Origin of the sequence: Methyloversatilis discipulorum (genome assembly GCF_000385375.1) — a bacterium.
In the GTDB taxonomy this organism is placed as follows: Bacteria; Pseudomonadota; Gammaproteobacteria; order Burkholderiales; family Rhodocyclaceae; genus Methyloversatilis; species Methyloversatilis discipulorum_A.
Map to the genome: position 1 here is coordinate 1,423,716 of NZ_ARVV01000001.1, position 18,225 is coordinate 1,441,940.

The following is an 18,225-nucleotide window of genomic DNA, read 5'->3' on the forward strand; positions in this document are numbered from 1 at the left end:
CGCGCGACAGGCGCGCCCCGGTGTCATTCCGTCGGCTTGTCGGCCGTCGCGGTTTCGCTCGTCGTTTCGCCGCTGCCGGTGGCCACCATGTCGGCGGCCAGCTTGCGCCGCGCCTCTGCGGCCTCGACCTGTGCCTGCTGGGCCGGCGTCAGCGTGTCGGTGTTCTTCGCTGCAACGGCTTCCTTCTGCGCCTTGGCACGTGCCATCGCCGCTTCGATCAGGGCCTTCTTCGGGTCCTCGGCGGGCGTGGCGGCTGCTTCACCCTCGGCCGGCGACTTGTCGGTGGCGGCGGGCTTCGCCGCCGGCTTGGCTGCGCTGCGTGCCGCCAGCTTGGCCGCCTTCTCTTCCTTCTCGCGTTCGGCGCGCCAGTTGCGGAACTCGAAGCGTTCGCGCGCCGAATCGGCGGCGTCCTTGTCGCGCTCGCGCGCCCAGATCTCGCTCTTCGCGTAGCGGTAGTAGTCGACCAGCGGAATGTGCGACGGGCAGACGTAGGCGCAGCAGCCGCACTCGATGCAGTCGAACAGGTGGTATTCCTGCGCGCGGCCGAAGTTGCGCGCGCGCGAGTGCCAGTACAGCTCGAACGGCTGCAGATCGGCCGGGCAGGCGCGCGCGCATTCGCCGCAGCGGATGCAGGGCAGTTCCGGCTCGGGCGGCGGGAACAGCACCGGCGACGAGGCGAGCAGACAGTTGGTGGCCTTCACCACCGGCGCTTCGACGCCCGGCAGCGGGATGCCCATCATCGGGCCGCCCATGATGAGCTTGTCGGTGTCCGGCTTCAGGCCGGCATGCTCGAACACGAAGCCGATCGGTGTGCCGATGGCGACGTCGAAATTGCGTGGACGGTCCACATTGCCGGCGACGGTGACGATGCGGCGGGTCAGCGGTTCGCCATGTTCGAGCGCGTTCCAGACGGCGAGCGCGGTCGCCACGTTGAAGCACTGCACGCCGAAGTCGGTCGAGCGGCTGCCGTGCGGTACCTCGATGCCGGTCAGCACGCGGATCAGCTGCTTGGCGCCGCCGGCCGGGTAGCGCGTCGGCACGACGACGACGTCGAGCGAGGCGTGACCGAGCGCCGCGGCGGCGGCCTTCAGTGCGGCGGCGGCCTCAGGCTTGTTGTCCTCGACGCCGACCAACACCTGCTTCGCCGCCAGCATCTTCTGCATCACCAGCGCGCCGCGCAGGATGTCCTCGGCCTCGCTGCGCATCAGCATGTCGTCGCAGGTGATGAAGGGTTCGCACTCGGCGCCGTTCAGCACCAGCGTGTCGGTGCCGCCGGCCTTGCCCGGAGACAGTTTCAGATGGCTGGGGAACACCGCGCCACCGAGCCCGACCACGCCGGCGTCGCGCAGGTAGTCGCGTACCTCGCCCGGTGTCGCCGCGTGCCAGTCGAAGGGCTCGCGCTCGATACGCTGGTCCTGCCCGTCAGGTTCGATCACCACGGCCATCGAAGACAGGCCCGAGGCGTGCGGCATCAGCCGCGGCTCGATCGCCACCACCGTGCCCGAGGTCGGCGCGTGCACCGCACTCGACACATTGCCGTCGGCGGCACCGATGCGCTGGCCGTGCAGCACCCGGTCGCCCACCTTGACCAGCGGACGCGGCGTGCCGCCGATGTGCTGGTGCAGCGGAATGATCAGCTGCGGCGGCAGCGGCAGTCGGGCGATCGGTTCGCGCGTCGATGCGCCCTTGTTCGGGTCCGGCTTGACGCCGCCGTTGAACGAAAACAGCTTGCGCAGCATCAGGCGGCTTCCTTTGCTGCGGTTTCGGTCGATACCGGCTTCAGGTCGAACACCGGGTAGCGCCATTTCCAGGTTTCCACCGTTTCGGCCACCGGCACCATGTCGATGCAGTCGGCCGGGCAGGGCGGTACGCACAGTTCGCAGCCGGTACAGAGGTCGGTGACGATGGTGTGCATCTGCTTGGCAGCGCCGACGATGGCGTCCACCGGACACGCCTGTATGCACAGCGTGCAGCCGATGCAGGTCGCTTCGTCGATCACCGCCACCGACTTCGGCTTCTCGACGCCGTGCTCGGCATTCAGCGGCTTGTATTCGCGGCCCAGTAGGTCGGCCAGCTTGCGCACGCCTTCGTCGCCGCCGGGCGGGCACTGGTTGATGTCCGCCTCACCGCCGGCGATTGCGGTGGCGTAGGGCTTGCAGCCGGGGTAGCCGCACTGGCCGCACTGCGTCTGCGGCAGGATGGCGTCGATCTTGTCGACCAGCGGGTCGCCCTGGGTCTTGAACAGCACCGACGCGGCGCCGAGCGCGGCACCGAGCGCCAGCGCAAGACCGGTCATCACGAGCAGTGCGGAAATCATGAGTCGAGTCCGGCGAAGCCCATGAAGGCCAGGCTCATCAGGCCGGCGGTGATCATGGCGATGGCGTTGCCGCGGAAGGGCGCGGGGATGTCGGCGCCGTCCAGCCGCTCGCGGATGCTGGCGAACAGCACCAGCGCCAGCACGAAGCCGGCGGCCGAGCCGAAGCCGAACAGCAGCGACTGCAGCAGGTTGTGGCGCGCCGCCTGGTTCAGCAGCGGTACGCCCAGCACGGCGCAGTTGGTGGTGATCAGCGGCAGGTAGATGCCCAGCACCTGGTGCAGCAGCGGGCTGGTCTTCTGGATCACCAGTTCGGTCAGCTGCACGATGGCGGCGATGACCACGATGAAGCTCAGCGTCGACAGATAGCCCAGGCCGAAGGGCTTGAGCAGGAAGGTGTCGATCAGATAGCTGGAGCCGCAGGCCAGCGTCAGCACGAACATGGTCGCCAGACCCATGCCGATCGCGGTTTCGAGCTTTTTCGACACGCCCATGAAGGGGCACAGGCCGAGGATGCGCACGAACACCACGTTATTGACCAGCGCGGTGCCAAGCAGGATGAACAGGTAACTCGTCATGACGGGGCGAGGGTTCGCCGGATGTTTTCCGCAGGCCGCGGCGCAGGATGCACCGCGTAACCGGCGGATTATCCGGCACTGCAGCGCAGCACTCAAGCTGCCGCAGGCGTCGGCGGCCGGTTATGTGCACAGAACCGCGGCCGGGGCGGCCGTCCGGCCGCGCTCAGACCAGTGCCGGCGCGGCGGCGATGCTGTCCGGCAGCTGTTCCACCGGCAGCGGTCTGCTCAGCAGATAGCCCTGGAAGGCGTCGCAGCCGTGCGCCGACAGGAAGGCCATCTGGGCCTCGGTTTCGACGCCCTCGGCCACCACGTTGAGCCCGAGATTGCCGGCCAGCGACAGGATGGTGCGCACGATGGCGGCCGAGTGCGGGTCGCTCAGCACCTCGTCGACGAAGCTCTTGTCTATCTTGAGCTGGTCCAGCGGCAGCTTCTTCAGGTAGGCGAGCGAGGAGTAGCCGGTGCCGAAGTCGTCCAGCGCGAAGCGCACGCCGCGCTGCTGCAGCGTGCGCATCGTCGCCAGCGTCATGTCGAGGTCGCGGTGCAGCATGCTTTCGGTCAATTCGAGGCGCAGCCGGCGCGGATCGGCGCCGCTGTCGGCCAGTGCCTGCTCGACCCGCCCGACGAAGCCGGATTCGTGGAACTGCCGCTCGCTCACGTTCACCGCGATCGTCCACTGCGCCCGCAGCGGGTCGTCGGCCCAGGCGCGCAGCTGGGCACAGGCGGTGTCCAGCACCCACTGGCCGATCGGCAGGATGTGGTTGCTCTGTTCGGCCAGCGGGATGAAGGCCGCCGGCGACACCATGCCGCGCACCGGGTGTTCCCAGCGCACCAGCGCCTCGACGCCGGTGATGCGCCGCTCGACGTCGGTCACCGGCTGGTAGTGCAGCCGCAGTTCGCCGCGCTCGAGAGCGCCGCGCAGGTCACGCAGCAGCCTGGCGCGGGCGGTGGTGTTCTCCTGCAGCGCCGGGTCGAAAAAGCTGAGCCGGTTGCGACCGCTTTCCTTCGCCTTGTACAGCGCCATATCGGCCTGCTTCAGCAGTTCGTCGGCGCGGTCTTCGGCGCAGTTGAACAGCACGGCGCCAATGCTGGCGGTGGAGCTGACCATCTGCCCGCCGAGGTCGCATTCGGCCGCCAGTGCTTCGCGCAGCTTGTCGCCGATCTCGCCGACGCGCAGCGAGGCAGTCTGCAGATCGATGCCCAGATTGCCCAGGATGACGACGAACTCGTCGCCGCCCAGTCTCGCCACGGTGTCGGTGTCGCGCACACAGCTGCGCAGTCGCGCCGACATCTGCTGCAGCAGCGCGTCACCCTGGGCGTGGCCCAGCGTGTCGTTGATTTCCTTGAAGTTGTCCAGATCCATCAGCAGCAGCGCGCCGTGCTGCCCGTCGCGCACGGCACCGGCGATGGCCTGGTCGAGCCGGCTGTTCATCAGACGGCGGTTGGGCAGGCCGGTCAGTTCGTCGTGAAAGGCCAGCCGTTGCGCCTCCTGCTCGGCCTTCTTGCGCGTCGTGATGTCGGCGCGTATCGCGATGTAGCGCTGCGGCACGCCATCGGCGTCGACCAGCGGCACGATGGTGGTGTGCACCCAGTACAGCGAGCCGTCCTTGGCCCGGTTGCAGATGTCGCCGTGCCACACCAGCCCTCTTGAAATGGTCTTCCACATGTCGGCGAAGAACCCGGGCGCGTGCGTGCCCGAGTTGACGACGCGGTGACTGCGGCCGACCAGTTCTTCACGCGCGTACTGCGAAATCTCGCAGAACTTGTCGTTCACGCGGGTGATGACGCCGCGAGCATCGGTTTCCGCGACGATGGCGTGCGCGTCCAGCGCCGCCTTCAGCTCGCCAACCTCGCGCAGCGAGTCGAGCACGCGGCGCTGCGCACGCTCGCGCTCGGTGGTGTCGTTGAGGATCAGCACCACGCTGTCGATGCCGCCGTCGGCGCTGCGTTCCGGCACCAAGGTCGATGACAGGTGGACGGCGTTGCCGTCGTTTCCCGTGAAATGGCAGTCGAACTCCACGCGCCGCCCCTGCAGGGCCTCGGCCAGCCGTGGCCGCATCTGTCCGGCCAGCTGCGGCGGCATCACCTCGTCCACCGTGCGGCCGACGATGTCGCTGGCGGTCCGGCCCAGGTGCAGCTCGTGCATCGGGTTCACGTAGCGGAAACGCAGGTCGCGGTCGATGCGCGCGATGTCGGCCGGCACGTTGGACAGTATCGTGTCCAGCTCGCGCTCGCGCTCGCGCAGCGACTGTTCCGAGCGCTGCAGCAGTTCGTAGGGCTCGCGCAGGCCGATGACGAAGGTCGCGCGATAGACGAAGGCGTAGGCGGCAATCTTGTACAGATGGCCGAACATGTTCATGAAATCCGACGCCGTCGTGTAATTGGTGAACGCCAGTTCGCCGATGCCCATCACGAAACAGGCGCAGGCAAGGTAGCGGGTGCGCTGGTCGGGCGTGACCCGGTTCTGCCAGAACAGCCAGCCGGCCACCGCCAGATTGCCGATGCACAGCACGTACTCGAAGCCAGCCTTGAACGCCGTCACGCCGACGCCGGGCACGAAAGTCATCGGAAAGAGGTCGAGAAACCAGGTGCCAGCGACGAACAGCGCACCGGTGCCAAGCAGGCCGAGTGTCAGCCAGCTGCCACGTGACCCGGGCAGCGCGATGCGTGCCGCCACCAGCGCGACAGTCAGCAGTTCGAACGAGCGGCCGGCCAGCCAGAAGAAGATGGCTTTCGCGGTGCTGCTCTCGGTCAGCAGGGCCGGCATGCCGGCGTAACTCAGTGCGTGGATCAGGTCGCTGCCGGCAACCACCGAAAAACCGAAGATGAGCGTGTTGGAGGCGTAGTCGCCGGACTGGTCGAAACGGTGCCAGGCCATGATGACGACCAGCGCCGACACCACGACCGAGAAGGTTTCGAGCAGAAGATGAAAGGCTAGCATCGCGCCATGCCGGCCCTCGAACAGCGGAATCGGCGGCAGCAGCGCCGCAACCAACATCAGCAGCAGGGCGATCAGGCAGACGACAGCCGGCGAACGCAGGCCGGCGGCACCGTCGACGGGTTCGGCATTTCGTGTGGGCATGTCGGTGACCGGGCCGGCTTCGCGTTGATCCAGGGTAAACGGCCGCCGCAGGCGGGGCCTTAAGCACGGATCGCACGCTATTGCTTATGTTGCAGCCGGTCAAGCTGCCCGGCCACCCCGGCAGATCATGCTGGCGGGGTGGCAGTCGAACGGGGGGCGAGCCTTAGAAATCGACCGTGGCGCTGAGCATGGCGGTACGCGGCGCGCCCTGCACCAGATAGCTGGAGCCGGGGTAGCCGCCGGCCGCCGCCCAGTAGGCGCGGTCGCTCACGTTGTCGACGCGGGCGCGGAAGGTGACGTCCTTGCCGGCGACTCGCGTGATGTAGCGCGCGCCGAGGTCGAAGCGCGTCCAGCTCGGGATGGACGCGGCGTTTTGCGCATCGAAGTACTGTGACGCGGTGTAGATGGTGCGTGCGTCCAGGCTCAGGCCGCGCAGCAGCGGCACATCCCACTCGACACCGAAAGTGTATTGGGCGGACGGTACGCCGATCGCACGGTTGCCGTCGTTGCTGCCGCCGGCCGTGCGCTCCAGTTCGGCGTCGATCCAGGTGGCGCCACCGAGCAGGCGCAGGCCCTGCAGCGGTTCGCCGTACAGCGTCAGCTCAATGCCGGTGTTCTGCTGCTCGCCGCTGGCGCGGAACACGTTGTCGGCGCCGACGAAAGCACTCGGCAACTCGATCGAGAACACCGCCAGACCGGCGCCGAAGCGCTTGTCCTCGTACTTCACGCCGGCTTCCGTCTGCTTCGACACGAAGGGCGACAGGCGCTCGTTGGCATTGACCGCGGTGTTCGGCGCGGTGCCGCCACGGGTCAGTGCCTCGGCGTAGTTGGCGTACAACGACATTTCCTGCGTGAGCTTATATACCGCACCGACCGCCGGTGTGAGCTTGGTCTTGTCATAGGAGGTGCCGAATACCGCGTAGTCGTTGTAGGGAACGTCGATGATCTTCTGCAGCCGCGCGCCGAGTGTGAGCAGCAGTCGGTCGTTGGCAAAGGCCATCGTGTCGGCGAGGGCCAGACTGAAGCTGCGGGTCTTCTGCTGTGTCTGCGGCGAGTTCAGCTCGGGATTGGCGGCACCGCCCGGTCGTGCAACCGGTTGCGGGTCGTAGAGGTTATCGACGAAGGCGGCGCCGAACTCGTTCTCGTTCTTCTCGGTGCGCCAGTGGCCGGCTATCGACGCCGTCAGGCGGTGCTGGACCGCTCCTGTCGTCACCTGGGTACGGATACCGGCCTCGCCCGTTACCACCGTCTCGTCGCGATAGTTGTCGAAGCGGCTGGAGTTGATCGTGCCGTTCGAGTCCAGGAAGTGGAAGGGCAGTGAGTTGCGTTCCTTGCCACGGCGCGCGCCCACCGCCACCCAGGTGGTGGTGACGTCGCTCAGATCGAACTCTGCACGCACCGTGCCGAACACGGTCTGGTCGCCGGAGTAGATCCACGGCTGCGAATAGTTCGACGACGCGCTCGGCGGACGCGGGACGAATGTGAGACCGCCGCCGCGCAAGAGGCTTGGACGGCCCTCGATCAGGTTCTGGTCCTGCATGCCGACGTCCGCCGACAGCCGGAAGTCGCGGCCGCGGTAATCCGCGCCCAGCGAGAACATTTCGAAGTCCTTGCGTTCGTTGTCGATGCCGGTGCCGCCGACGCGTCGGGCTGCGTTCACGCGCAGGCCCAGTTCCTTGTTTTCGCCGAAGCGGCGCGCCACATCGGCTGCGAGGTAGTCCTGACCGCCGGTCTGCAGACCGTAGGTCAGGCGTGTCAGGTCCTCGTTCGGTGCGCGCTTGGGCACCAGATTGATCGAGCCGCCGATGCCGCTGCCTGCTGTGCCGCCCGGTGCGGCGCCGTTGACGAAGGTGTTGGCGCCGCGCAGCACCTCGACGCGTTCGAGGAACTCGGTTGCCACGTACTGCCGTGGCAGCACGCCATACAGGCCGTTGTAGGCCATGTCGTCGGAGAACAGCGGGAAGCCGCGGATGACGTACAGCTCCTGGAAGTTGCCGAAGCCGCGCGAAATGCGCACGGTCGGGTCATTGCGCAGCACTTCGGCGACGCCCGAGGCCTGCTGGTCCTCGATCAGCTGACTCGTATAGGCGGTAGTGCTGAACGGGGTGTCCAGCGTGCTCTGGTTGCCGAGTATGCCGATACGCGCCCCCTTCGCCACCTGTCCGCCGGCGAAGGCGGGCGGCAGGCCGGCGGCCGACGCGTCGGCGCTGGCTTCGACCACCACCGGTGCGAGCGTGATCGGCGCCGACGGATCTTCGGTCTGCTGGGCGTGAGCAACGGTGCTGGCGAGCGCCGCCATGATGGCGAGCGCAAGGGGAGGGCGCGGGAAAGAAGGGGCGTTCTTCATTGCAGGGGAGGGCACGGGGGTGAGGTAGAATCGTGAGTAACGAATCGTATTACGAATCGTTCTTGTTTTTGTATTGTTTGCGACTTTTTGCACACCGTCGCGGCGTGCTGTCGTATCCCTGCTACCCCGAGTCCGGCCCCGTCCATCGATGAAATCCGCTACGCCCGACACCGCCACGGCTTCCTGTACGTCCGCCGTACGCCCCCGCGCCACCTCGCTGCAGCGATGGGTGTGGGTGCACAAATGGTCCAGTCTGGTGTGCACGCTGTTCATGCTGCTGCTGTGTCTGACCGGTCTGCCGCTGGTTTTCTATCATGAGATCGACCACGCTCTCGGCAAGCACATCGAGGCGCCGGAAATGGCTGTCGGCACCGCGCATCTGCCGGTCGACCGCATCGTCGAGTCGGCGCGCCTCCACCATCCCGATCTGGTGCCGCTCTACCTGTTCAAGGAAGAGGACGAGCCGGACATGTGGGTGGTCAAGATGGACACCCGGCCCGACACCGACGAGACGCAGGCGAAGTTTTCGGTGGTCGACGCGCGCACCGGCGACGTCCTTGGCGAGCCCCGTTTCGACGAAGGTTTCATGCACCTGATGTACCGGCTGCATGTCGATCTGTTCGCCGGTCTGGCCGGCCGGCTGTTCCTCGGCTTCATGGGCCTGTTGCTGGTGGTCGCGCTGGTCAGTGGCGTCGTGCTGTACGCCCCTTTCATGCGCAAGCTTGATTTCGGCGAGGTGCGTCGCAGCCGCTCGACCAAGCTGTGGTGGCTGGACATGCACAACATGCTGGGCATCGTCACCGTCACCTGGGCGCTGGTCGTGGGTGGAACCGGCGTCATCAACACCTGGGCAGACCTGATCCTGAAGGCCTGGCAGGCGGAACAGGTTGCCGCGCTGAAGACCGCCGGAGCCGGTGCCGCGCAGGGCGGCAGCGCGGCGCCGCTGCAGTCGCTGGTCGACGCTGCACTGGCCGCCGAGCCGGGCATGGCCGTTGCCACCGTCGCCTTTCCCGGCACGCTGCTATCGACGCCGTCGCACTACGCCGTCTTCCTGCACGGCGACACGCCGCTCACTGCCAAGCTGTTGAAGGCCACGCTGGTGGACCCGGTCAGTGCGGCGGTGATCGAAACGAAACCGCGCCCCTGGTACGCCACCGCGCTGCTGCTGTCGCAGCCGCTGCACTTCGGCGACTACGGCGGCCTGCCGCTCAAAATCCTGTGGGCGCTGCTCGACCTGGTCACCCTCGTCGTGCTGTGGAGCGGGCTCGTGCTGTGGTGGCGCAAGCACAGGCATGCCGCTGCGGCTCCCGTCAGCGTCGGGCATGGCACGACCACCGCGCGAGGTGGCGCATGAAGGGCGCGAAATCGAATGTCGCCATCTTCCGCTGGCCGCTGCTGATCGCCGTACTCACCGCCGCCGGCCTGCTGTCGGCCCTGGTCGGCGACGAAGCCTGGGACGCCTTGTCGTGGGCGCTGCTCGCGGTGCCGGTGGGGCTGTGCGGGTATTTCAGTTTCGCCAGGCGATGAGCTGACGGCGTTGCGGGGGATGGCGGCGGATGCGGCGCCTCACTCGTCTATACGGCGCACTGTCAGCGTGAGGCCCTGCGTCTCGCAGTACGCACCAGATTGACTAAGGCGATCAGCAGGCAACCCAGCGCCGGCAGGCACCACACGAAGGCCGCGTCGGTGTGCACTGTCTGCGTCGCCGCGTCGTAGTGGCGGCCAAGTTCATTGAAGTCGATCCTGAGGTAACGCGAGTACCAGAGCCAGAAGAACGGCAGCGATGCCACGAGCGGCAGAACGACCCCGGGGGAGGGAATCCGCCTCGACAGCGGTCGGTACTTACGCGTCATGCTTGATCCGAGCGGTGCATCGATAAGATGTGCGTGGCCGTGCTCATTCCTGGCGCAGTTCGGATCGCATCAGCGACCTCGGGCAGGCCGCACGGCAGGACATCTTATCGGTCCTGTCAGATGCGATCTGTATTGCGTCGGCCGAGCGCTTCGCCTTCGGGGTGTCGGACATTTACGAGATTGGTCCGCGGGGGGGGGCGATTCAACCCCATGATTGTTGACGCAAACAACGATGACGGTTGCGCCCAAGTGGAACCTCGGGCGCAATCGTTTGGAACGCCACTTCGGCGCGGGGGCTGGCTCAGATGTCCTGCCGCGGACCTCTGCGGGCGGAGAGCAGCGACAACACGCCAAGTCCGATCATGAACATTGCGTATGTCGACGGTTCGGGTACCGGCGCTAAAGCGAGCGAAAAACGGACTTCAGCTTGCCCTGTGCTGAAAATGATGGCGCCGGGATCGGGAATCCCTGCATGAAGGTTGAGCGGCATCAGAGAAAGGTAAGAGAAGGATCCATGATCAAAACTAGCGGCATAACTGTAATAGCCCGTACGCAACGCGTCGGTCGCGTAAGTGACCGTCTTGTTCATCGAACCGAAGATCATCCCCGCCGGTGCGCCAAGCCCATCAATCAGTACTTCGCCTGTCAGGGTCGGGGACGTCCAGGCACCGGCTTCGACGAAAGGCAGGTTTCCGACAAATACCGATACTTCCCCGGTGAATCTGAAACCTTCGTTCGCAAAAACACTGAAGCTGACCAAGCCGAACTCTTGATTGGAGCCCGAACTGTCGGCGACAAAATCGGGAGGGATGTTCCAACCGAATTCAATGTGATCTTCGTCCGAGAAGGTGAAATCGAGACCATTGCCCAGCGCGACATCTGAGTAGGCGAGAGTGAATTTCTCAAAGCTCACCGTTTGCCACGCCGCGACAGCATTGGGAGTTGAGGAGAGGGCCAGAGAAAAGAGAAGAGCAGCTGATGCGCGAATTTTCATCAATGAAACCTTCAGGATTGACTCAGTTTGCCCCTCTTAGCAAGAACTGATCCAATGCTGATTACGCGTACGTCTTGAGGTTCCTGGGTCCCAGAGCATCGCATGGGTTGTAAGGATTTCTGACACGCGTAGAGGAATCGACTCTGCGTCGCAACGCACTGGCGAACACCGGGAGTTTTCTGTTGTGTGCATCAGCCGCGATCATCGCGTGCGTCCAGTCTGCTGACCAGCGGACTCGCTCTGCGATCAAATCACGGTGATCAGACCCGATGTCTCCGCGGCTATCGTATTGCTCGTGCCATCCGCGCGGCATGAGGCGCGCTGAGCTCACATGTGGCGTCTGATACAGGCGCCGCACGCATTGGGTGCCTTACGACTTCAGCAATCCACCCAGCACCCCCATCGCCGCCTGCAGCGCATCTCCTTCGGGCGCCTTGCCGTCGGGCGACAGCTTGTCGATCAGCTGCGGCAGCAGGCCGGCGAGACCGGAGGATACTTCCTGCGAGGACATGCCGACCTGCTGGGCGACACCGCCGATCTGTTCGGCGCCGAATACGGCCTTGATCTGGTCGCCGGAGATCGGCAGGTTGGGGCCGGAACCCAGCCACGAGGCGATGACGTCGCCCAGGCCGCCCTGCTGGAACTTCGCGATCAGCCCCTGCAGGCCACCGATCTGCGGACTGTTGATCAGGCTCATCGCGGCCTGGATCAGTGCGGCGTTGCCGCCGGCGCCGGATTGTCCGCCGAGCGCGCCGGCAACCTGTCCGGCGATCGAGTCGAAAAGTCCCATGACGTTCTCCTTCAGTGAATGAAAGGGCAGATTACGCCAGCCGCGTGACGAGTGGGAGGCAAGGCTTTCAGCCTATGAGTGGCCGCGTGTGCAGCCGGGTGTTCAGCGTATCAACCGTTTCCGCCCAGTCGGCGTCCTGGGCCACGGCGTCGCGCAGGAAGGCGGCCTGGGCGGGATTCCAGAAGCGGGCTTCGTGCAGCGGGACGCCATTGTCGAGATGGCCACAAGTGGCGATGAAGCGCTCGATCGACCGCGCGTCGTTCGGCAGACCGAGCTGGGCGAACAGGGTTTCCATCGAATGCGGGCTGATGTCCATGACGTTCTCCTGACTGAGTGGGTACTTCAGGTACGAATGCGTGATGCGTGCGAAGTTCATTGCGTGCCCGACGCGCGTTCGCCCACCATTGCGCTGGGCGTCACCCACAGGTCGAACTGCTCGCCGCTCACGTCGCCCGAGGCAAGCGCCGCCTCGCGCAAGGTCAGGCCTTCGCGGTGGGCGCGGGCGGCGATCTTCGCTGCGCGGTCGTAGCCGATGTGCGGCACCAGCGCGGTCACCAGCATCAACGACTGCTGCATCAGCGTGGCGATGCGATCGCGCCGCGCTTCGATGCCGGCGACGCAGTGGGCGTCGAAGCTGCGCATGCCGTCGGCGAGCAGGCGGATGCTCTGCAGCACGGCGCCGGCGATCAGCGGCTTGTAGACGTTCAGTTCAAAGTTGCCGGAGGCGCCGCCCATCGTGACGGCGACGTCGTTGCCGATGACCTGGGCGCACAGCATCGTGAGCGCTTCGCACTGGGTCGGGTTCACCTTGCCCGGCATGATGGAACTGCCGGGCTCGTTCTCCGGCAGCGCCAGTTCGCCCAGACCACTGCGTGGGCCGGAGGCGAGCCAGCGGATGTCGTTGGCGATCTTGCTCAGCGCGACGGCCAGCGTTTTCAGCGCACCATGCAGCGCAACCAACGGCTCGTGCCCGGCCAGCGCGGCGAACGGGTTGTCGGCGCAGACGAAGGGCAGGCCGGTGCCGTCGGCCAGCTTGTTCGCCACCCGGGTGCCGAATTCCGGATGGGTGTTCAGGCCGGTGCCAACCGCGGTGCCGCCGATCGCCAGCGCATGTACTGCCGGCAGTGCTGCAACGATGGCCGAGCGGGCCAGCGCGAGCTGGGCGGCGTAGCCGGAGAATTCCTGGCCCAGCGTCAGCGGTGTGGCGTCCTGCAGATGGGTGCGGCCGATCTTGACGATGTCGGCAAAGGCGACCGCCTTGTCGGCCAGCTGCGCGTGCAGCGCGTCGAGTGCCGGCATCAGCGCGCGCCGGACGGCGTAGGCGGCGGCCACGTGCATGGCCGTCGGGAACACGTCGTTCGACGACTGGCCCATGTTCACGTCGTCGTTCGGGTGCAGCGTGCGCGCCTCGCCGCAGTCGCCGCCCATCAGCTGCGAGCCGCGGTTGGCCAGCACCTCGTTCATATTCATATTGGTCTGCGTGCCGGAGCCGGTCTGCCACAGCGACAGCGGAAACTCGTCGTCATGCTGGCCAGCGAGCACCTCGTCAGCGGCAGCGACGATAGCGGTCATGCGCTCGGCCGGCAGTTTGCCCAGCCGGCCATTGGCCAGCGCCGCCGCGCGCTTGACCGCGGCCAGCGCGTGTATCAGTTCGCGCGGCATGCGCTCGGTCGAGATCGCGAAGTGCTGCAGCGAGCGCTGCGTCTGCGCGCCCCACAGGCGGTCTGCCGGCACCTCGATCGGGCCGAAGGAATCGTGTTCGGTGCGGGTGACGTTGGGCGGCTGCGTGGCGGTATCCATGGCGGTCTCTCTTCGAAGCCAGTTTTCAGGATAGGACATGACGACGCCACGGTCCGGCCGCCGGTGTGATGACGACGGTGCTGCGGTACACTCCGGGCCGGTTTCAGCCGTCTTCCGCACTTCATCCCTCTCCGTGTCCGACATTCCCGCCACCTTTGCACCCGACGGCCCGCTGGCCCGCGCCATCCCCGGTTTTACGCCGCGCACGCAGCAGACCGAAATGGCCGAACGCGTGGCCCAGGCCATCGCCGACCGCAGCGTGCTGGTGGTCGAGGCAGGCACCGGCACCGGCAAGACTTACGCCTATCTGGTGCCGGCGCTGCTGTCCGGCGCCAAGGTGATCGTGTCTACCGGCACCAAGACGCTGCAGGACCAGCTCTACGGCCGCGATCTGCCGACCGTGCGCGGTGCGCTCGGCGTGCCGGTCAGCATCGCGCTGCTCAAGGGACGCGCCAACTACCTGTGCCATTACCACCTCGAACGTTCGCTGCAGGAGGGCCGTTTCGGCTCGCGTGAAGACGCCTCTCACCTGCAGGCCATTGCCCGCTGGGCCAAGGTGACCAGCACCGGCGACAAGGCGCAGTGCAGCGAGGTGCCGGAAGAGTCGGGTGCCTGGTCGCATGCGACCTCTACGCGCGACAACTGCCTCGGCCAGGACTGTCCGAACGCCAAGGAATGCTTCGTCACCGCCGCGCGCCGCGAGGCGATGGAGGCTGACGTGGTGGTGGTGAACCATCATCTGTTCTTCGCCGACCTGATGCTGCGCGACGAGGGCGTGGCCGAACTGCTGCCGGCCTGCAACGCCGTCGTGTTCGACGAAGCGCACCAGCTCGCCGAGACCGCCAGCCTGTTTTTCGGCGAATCGGTATCGACCTCGCAGATGCTCGAGCTGGCGCGCGACACGCGGGCCGAGGCGCTGGTCGGCGCCAAGGACTTCAAGCAGCTGCCGGAATCGGCCGAGCGCATGGTGAAGGCGGTGCGCGACCTGCGGCTGGTATTCCGCGAGGAGAACGTGCGGCTGTCGGCGGCACAGATCGACGAGCGCCCGGCGTTCGCACCGGCGCTGGCCACCGTGCTGGAGGCGCTGAACGAACTGGCCGGTCTGCTGGAAACGCAGGCGGCGCGCAGCGAGGGGCTGGAGAAGTGCTGGCAGCGCGCGCTCGACCTGATCGCCCGCGTCGAGCGCTGGCAGGCGGGCGAGAAAGCGGGCGAGCAGTCGGACCGCGTGCGCTGGGCCGAGGTCTATACGCAGGCGCTGGCGCTCAACGCCACGCCGCTGTCGGTGGCCGACATCTTCCGCCGGCAGATGGAAGACAACCCGCGTGCCTGGATCTTCACCTCGGCCACGTTGTCGGTGGGCAACGATTTCGGCCACTACTGCGGCGAACTGGGGCTGCACAACGCCGAAACCGCGCAGTGGGGCAGCCCCTTCGCCTACGAACAGCAGGCGCTGCTGTACGCCCCGGAAAACATGCCGGAGCCGTCGGCGCCGACCTATGCCGAAGCCGTGGCGCGTGCCGCCTGGCCGCTGATCAAGGCCTGCCGCGGCGGCGTATTCGTGCTGTGCACATCGCTGCGCGCGATGAAGCGCATCCACGAGCTGATCGAGGACAAGCTGTCGGCTTACGATCCGGAGCGGCCGCTGCTGATGCAGGGCCAGGCCACGCGCAGCGAACTGCTGGACCGCCACCGCGCCGCCGGCAACGCCGTGCTGGTCGCCAGCCAGAGCTTCTGGGAAGGCGTGGATGTGCGCGGCGACGCGCTGCAGCTGGTCATCATCGACAAGCTGCCGTTTGCGCCGCCGGACGACCCGGTGCTGTCGGCGCGCATCGAACACCTGAAGAAACAGGGGCGCAACGCCTTTTCCGAATACCAGCTGCCGCACGCGGTGATCAGCATGAAGCAGGGCGCCGGCCGCCTCATCCGCGACGAGCGCGACCACGGCGTGCTGATGGTGTGCGACCCGCGGCTGGTCGAGAAGCACTACGGCAAGGTGATCTGGCGCAGTCTGCCGCCGATGCGCCGCACCCGCAGCGCCGACGTCGCTGTGCAGTTTCTTGAAAGTCTTGCCGGCTGAAAGCTGGCGGGAGTCGAAGCCGGCGGTCCGCGGCGGCCGCGTCGCGGCCAAGGCCGCTCCCACGGGGTCGGCGCCTGAACGGCGGCTGGAGCTCGGGATCGGGGCTCTGTGGGAGGGGGCTTCGGACCCCGACGGCAGCTTGCGTCGAAGCTGGCGGTCCGCAGCGGCCGTGTCGCGGCCAAGGCCGCTCCCACGGGTCGGCGCCCGAACGGCGGCTGGAGCCCGGGAGCGGGGTCTGTGGGAGGGGTCTTCTGACCCCGACAGCGGCCTGAACCGAAGCCCGCGGCTGCTGCTTACTGCCGGTACCGCTCCGGCGATGCCGGGCGCTTGCTTCACGTCATGAACGCAGGCGTCTTGGCGTGCCACACTGCGCGGCGTGTGATCGGGAGGCGGTGTGTTCGCAATCGAAATCTGTCTGCTGCTGCTGGCGCTCGGCGTCAGCGCACTCATGCGGCCCTGGCGCATGTTGGCCGGGCCGCTCGGGGCGCCGTGGGCGGCTTCGCTGGTGGTGCTGTCGCTGCTGTGGGTGCTGCCGCAGATGCTGCCCAGCGGCATCTCGATCCAGCTTTCGGGCGCCTGCCTGCTGGTGCTCATGTTCGGCTGGCCGCTGGCGGTGATCGAACTGGTGCTGGTCGCGCTGGCGGTGTGGCTGCTCGGCGATCTCGGTTTCGCCGCGGTGCTGTCGCAGCTGGTGTGGATAGGTCTGGTGCCGGCCACGCTGGCACTGGCGCTGGGCGAAGCCTTGCGCCGCGGCCTGCCGGCGCATCCCTTCATCTATGTGCTGGGTCGCGGCTTCATCGGTACCGCGATGAGCATTTTTGCGGCCGGTGCGGCCTACGAGTTCATCCACCACCTGCTTGGCGGCGTCGCCGTCGAGCACGCACTGGTCGCGCGCTGGCTGATGGCCTGGGGCGACGCCTTCCTGACCGGCATGCTGGTGGCGGTCTTCGTCGCCTTCGTGCCCGAGTGGCTGGCCACCTGGTCGGACCAGCGCTACCTCGGGTCGCCGCCCCCGCCGCCACCTTCGTCCTGAGCGCGCTCAGGCACTGCGCACGCGCGGCGCGTCCGGCTCCGGTTTCGCGAAGGCGCGCTCGGCGCGCAGGGCTTCGGCCAGCGCACGCTGACCGTCGCGTTGCGCCGCCTCGATCAGCGTCAGATCGATGATGTCGCGCTGCGCGTGGCTGCCGCCGAAGCGGTGCGACACGTGGCGGATCGGCCGCAGCAGGCGCACGGTGCTCGCGTAGTCGCCCTCGCCAAAGGCGGCGATGCCGCGCGTGGCGGCACGGCCGACTTCGGCGATGAAGCCGGCGTTGTCGCCTTCGCCTGCCAGCGCCATTTCCTGTGCGTCGATCAGGCTGCGCATCTGCGCGGTGCGGCCGGTGGCAGCGAACGCCATCATCGCGTGCATGTCGCTGAAGGCGTAGAGGCTGCGCGCGGCCATCGGTGCCCAGCGATCGGCCACGGCCTGCCAGCGTTCGCCGACATCGATGCCGCGCAGATGCAGCCGCCACAGCAGCGCCGACATGTCGATGAAGTCGAATACGAGGCCCGGTGCGCGGCCGAATACGGCCTCGTCGAACAGCGCGAGCACTTCGTCGATTTCGCCGACGCCGAGATGGAACAGCGCCAGATGCCAGTGGTTGTGCACGGCGAGGAAGCTGTCCTGTGCCCATGCCTGAGGTGCGGCGCGCATCCAGGCGATGCCGTCACGGCGACGGCCCTGCATTTCCATCACGTGCGCGACCGCGTGCTGCGCCCAGCCGTCACGCGGCTGGATCTCGACCGCCTGCCGGCCGTAGCGCTCTGCACGCAGGTAGTCGCCGGTCTCTTCCAGTCCGAAAGCCAGCATGCCGGCCACCGCGTGCCAGGCCGGCATGTCCATGCTCCAGGCTGGAAGGGCGCGGGCGATGCGGTCGCGCAGCATGCGCGAGTCGCCGAGCAGGAAGTCGCATTGCTGGCCGGCCTGCAGCGCCAGCACGTCGAGCGGGTGATCGATCGCGATGTCTTCGAGCACGCGCGCAGCGGCTCGCCAGCGGCCCGCGGTCATCAGCGCGACCGCACGCAGGTGGCGGCTTTCGCGTTCGTTCGCCGGCAGCTTCGCCGCCGTGGCGTGGGCGGCGGCGGCGACCGGAATGCCGGCCGGCTCGGTGCCGAGCAGGTGCAGATAGGCACGCAGCACGTGGCCCATCACCATGTCCGGCGCCTCGGTGAGCGCGCGGTCGACGGTGGCGACCGGGTCGCCGATGAAACAGCGCAGTTCGTGCTCGGCCTGTTCCAGCAGTTCGATGCTGCGGGCGGTCGCACCGGTGAGCGCGAGGCCGGCGGGGTTGTTCAGGGACATCGTTTCACTCCTGTGGTGGTTGAACACAGGCGTATCTACGTACTCCGCTGCG

15 protein-coding genes are annotated in these 18,225 nt (G+C 67.1%); 4 read left to right on the forward strand and 11 right to left on the reverse strand.

What is annotated here, in order from left to right; all coding sequences use genetic code 11:
• Positions 1 to 23 precede the first annotated feature (23 nt).
• From rsxC to METRZ18153_RS0106775, 5 genes are all read right to left on the reverse strand, one after another.
• Complete coding sequence (gene rsxC, locus METRZ18153_RS0106755; protein ID WP_020164005.1) at positions 24 to 1,739, reverse strand: electron transport complex subunit RsxC; 1,716 nt, start codon at positions 1,737 to 1,739, stop codon at positions 24 to 26.
• Complete coding sequence (rsxB, locus tag METRZ18153_RS0106760; protein WP_020164006.1) at positions 1,739 to 2,317, reverse strand: electron transport complex subunit RsxB; 579 nt, start codon at positions 2,315 to 2,317, stop codon at positions 1,739 to 1,741. Before rsxB ends, rsxC begins: the two co-directional genes overlap by 1 nt.
• On the reverse strand, positions 2,314 to 2,892 hold the full coding sequence (gene rsxA, locus METRZ18153_RS0106765; RefSeq protein WP_020164007.1) for an electron transport complex subunit RsxA: 579 nt from the start codon (positions 2,890 to 2,892) through the stop codon (positions 2,314 to 2,316). The genes rsxB and rsxA overlap by 4 nt, the downstream gene beginning before the upstream one ends.
• Before the next feature lie 163 nt (positions 2,893 to 3,055).
• Positions 3,056 to 5,971: a bifunctional diguanylate cyclase/phosphodiesterase gene (locus METRZ18153_RS20020; protein WP_020164008.1), complete on the reverse strand. Its 2,916-nt coding sequence runs from the start codon at positions 5,969 to 5,971 to the stop codon at positions 3,056 to 3,058.
• A gap of 163 nt (positions 5,972 to 6,134) precedes the next feature.
• Positions 6,135 to 8,318 (reverse strand): TonB-dependent receptor, encoded by a 2,184-nt coding sequence (locus tag METRZ18153_RS0106775; protein ID WP_232415985.1) that lies wholly within the window; start codon positions 8,316 to 8,318, stop codon positions 6,135 to 6,137.
• Between the two features lie 148 nt (positions 8,319 to 8,466).
• Here METRZ18153_RS0106775 and METRZ18153_RS0106780 point away from each other — a divergent pair, with 148 nt between their 5' ends.
• The gene (locus tag METRZ18153_RS0106780; RefSeq protein ID WP_029143602.1) at positions 8,467 to 9,672 is read left to right on the forward strand and encodes a PepSY-associated TM helix domain-containing protein; all 1,206 of its coding nucleotides are present in this window, start codon (positions 8,467 to 8,469) and stop codon (positions 9,670 to 9,672) included.
• Positions 9,669 to 9,845: a hypothetical protein gene (locus tag METRZ18153_RS20975; RefSeq protein ID WP_020164011.1), complete on the forward strand. Its 177-nt coding sequence runs from the start codon at positions 9,669 to 9,671 to the stop codon at positions 9,843 to 9,845. The genes METRZ18153_RS0106780 and METRZ18153_RS20975 overlap by 4 nt, the downstream gene beginning before the upstream one ends.
• A 62-nt stretch (positions 9,846 to 9,907) precedes the next feature.
• On the opposite strand, the gene METRZ18153_RS0106790 is transcribed toward METRZ18153_RS20975, so the two are convergent.
• The 5 genes from METRZ18153_RS0106790 to fumC form a co-directional block, all read right to left on the reverse strand.
• Complete coding sequence (locus METRZ18153_RS0106790; RefSeq protein WP_020164012.1) at positions 9,908 to 10,171, reverse strand: hypothetical protein; 264 nt, start codon at positions 10,169 to 10,171, stop codon at positions 9,908 to 9,910.
• 301 nt (positions 10,172 to 10,472) lie between these two features.
• The gene (locus METRZ18153_RS0106795) at positions 10,473 to 11,165 is read right to left on the reverse strand and encodes a PEP-CTERM sorting domain-containing protein (RefSeq protein WP_020164013.1); all 693 of its coding nucleotides are present in this window, start codon (positions 11,163 to 11,165) and stop codon (positions 10,473 to 10,475) included.
• Positions 11,166 to 11,535: 370 nt separating this feature from the next.
• Positions 11,536 to 11,955 carry a YidB family protein gene (locus METRZ18153_RS0106800; RefSeq protein WP_020164014.1) on the reverse strand — a complete coding sequence of 140 codons (420 nt, stop codon included), beginning with the start codon at positions 11,953 to 11,955 and terminating at the stop codon, positions 11,536 to 11,538.
• A gap of 67 nt (positions 11,956 to 12,022) precedes the next feature.
• Entirely contained in the window at positions 12,023 to 12,271 is a 249-nt protein-coding gene (locus METRZ18153_RS0106805) for a DUF2789 domain-containing protein (RefSeq protein WP_029143603.1), read from the reverse strand.
• A gap of 56 nt (positions 12,272 to 12,327) precedes the next feature.
• On the reverse strand, positions 12,328 to 13,755 hold the full coding sequence (gene fumC, locus METRZ18153_RS0106810) for a class II fumarate hydratase (protein ID WP_020164016.1): 1,428 nt from the start codon (positions 13,753 to 13,755) through the stop codon (positions 12,328 to 12,330).
• Positions 13,756 to 13,888: 133 nt separating this feature from the next.
• Here fumC and METRZ18153_RS0106815 point away from each other — a divergent pair, with 133 nt between their 5' ends.
• The gene (locus METRZ18153_RS0106815; protein WP_020164017.1) at positions 13,889 to 15,832 is read left to right on the forward strand and encodes an ATP-dependent DNA helicase; all 1,944 of its coding nucleotides are present in this window, start codon (positions 13,889 to 13,891) and stop codon (positions 15,830 to 15,832) included.
• Between the two features lie 394 nt (positions 15,833 to 16,226).
• Complete coding sequence (locus tag METRZ18153_RS0106820) at positions 16,227 to 16,865, forward strand: hypothetical protein (protein ID WP_020164018.1); 639 nt, start codon at positions 16,227 to 16,229, stop codon at positions 16,863 to 16,865.
• Positions 16,866 to 16,871: 6 nt separating this feature from the next.
• On the opposite strand, the gene METRZ18153_RS0106825 is transcribed toward METRZ18153_RS0106820, so the two are convergent.
• On the reverse strand, positions 16,872 to 18,173 hold the full coding sequence (locus METRZ18153_RS0106825) for a tetratricopeptide repeat protein (protein WP_020164019.1): 1,302 nt from the start codon (positions 18,171 to 18,173) through the stop codon (positions 16,872 to 16,874).
• Between the last annotated feature and the right edge of the window lie 52 nt (positions 18,174 to 18,225).

Coding starts and splice junctions, on each gene's coding strand:
- METRZ18153_RS0106825 (WP_020164019.1), bottom strand. CDS start 18,173: ATGTCCCTGAACAACCCCGCCGGCCTCGCGCTCACCGGTGCGACCGCC.
- METRZ18153_RS0106775 (WP_232415985.1), bottom strand. CDS start 8,318: ATGAAGAACGCCCCTTCTTTCCCGCGCCCTCCCCTTGCGCTCGCCATC.
- METRZ18153_RS0106780 (WP_029143602.1), top strand. CDS start 8,467: ATGAAATCCGCTACGCCCGACACCGCCACGGCTTCCTGTACGTCCGCC.
- fumC (WP_020164016.1), bottom strand. CDS start 13,755: ATGGATACCGCCACGCAGCCGCCCAACGTCACCCGCACCGAACACGAT.
- METRZ18153_RS20020 (WP_020164008.1), bottom strand. CDS start 5,971: ATGCCCACACGAAATGCCGAACCCGTCGACGGTGCCGCCGGCCTGCGT.
- METRZ18153_RS20975 (WP_020164011.1), top strand. CDS start 9,669: ATGAAGGGCGCGAAATCGAATGTCGCCATCTTCCGCTGGCCGCTGCTG.
- METRZ18153_RS0106790 (WP_020164012.1), bottom strand. CDS start 10,171: ATGACGCGTAAGTACCGACCGCTGTCGAGGCGGATTCCCTCCCCCGGG.
- rsxB (WP_020164006.1), bottom strand. CDS start 2,317: ATGATTTCCGCACTGCTCGTGATGACCGGTCTTGCGCTGGCGCTCGGT.
- METRZ18153_RS0106800 (WP_020164014.1), bottom strand. CDS start 11,955: ATGGGACTTTTCGACTCGATCGCCGGACAGGTTGCCGGCGCGCTCGGC.
- METRZ18153_RS0106795 (WP_020164013.1), bottom strand. CDS start 11,165: ATGAAAATTCGCGCATCAGCTGCTCTTCTCTTTTCTCTGGCCCTCTCC.
- rsxA (WP_020164007.1), bottom strand. CDS start 2,892: ATGACGAGTTACCTGTTCATCCTGCTTGGCACCGCGCTGGTCAATAAC.
- rsxC (WP_020164005.1), bottom strand. CDS start 1,739: ATGCTGCGCAAGCTGTTTTCGTTCAACGGCGGCGTCAAGCCGGACCCG.
- METRZ18153_RS0106805 (WP_029143603.1), bottom strand. CDS start 12,271: ATGGACATCAGCCCGCATTCGATGGAAACCCTGTTCGCCCAGCTCGGT.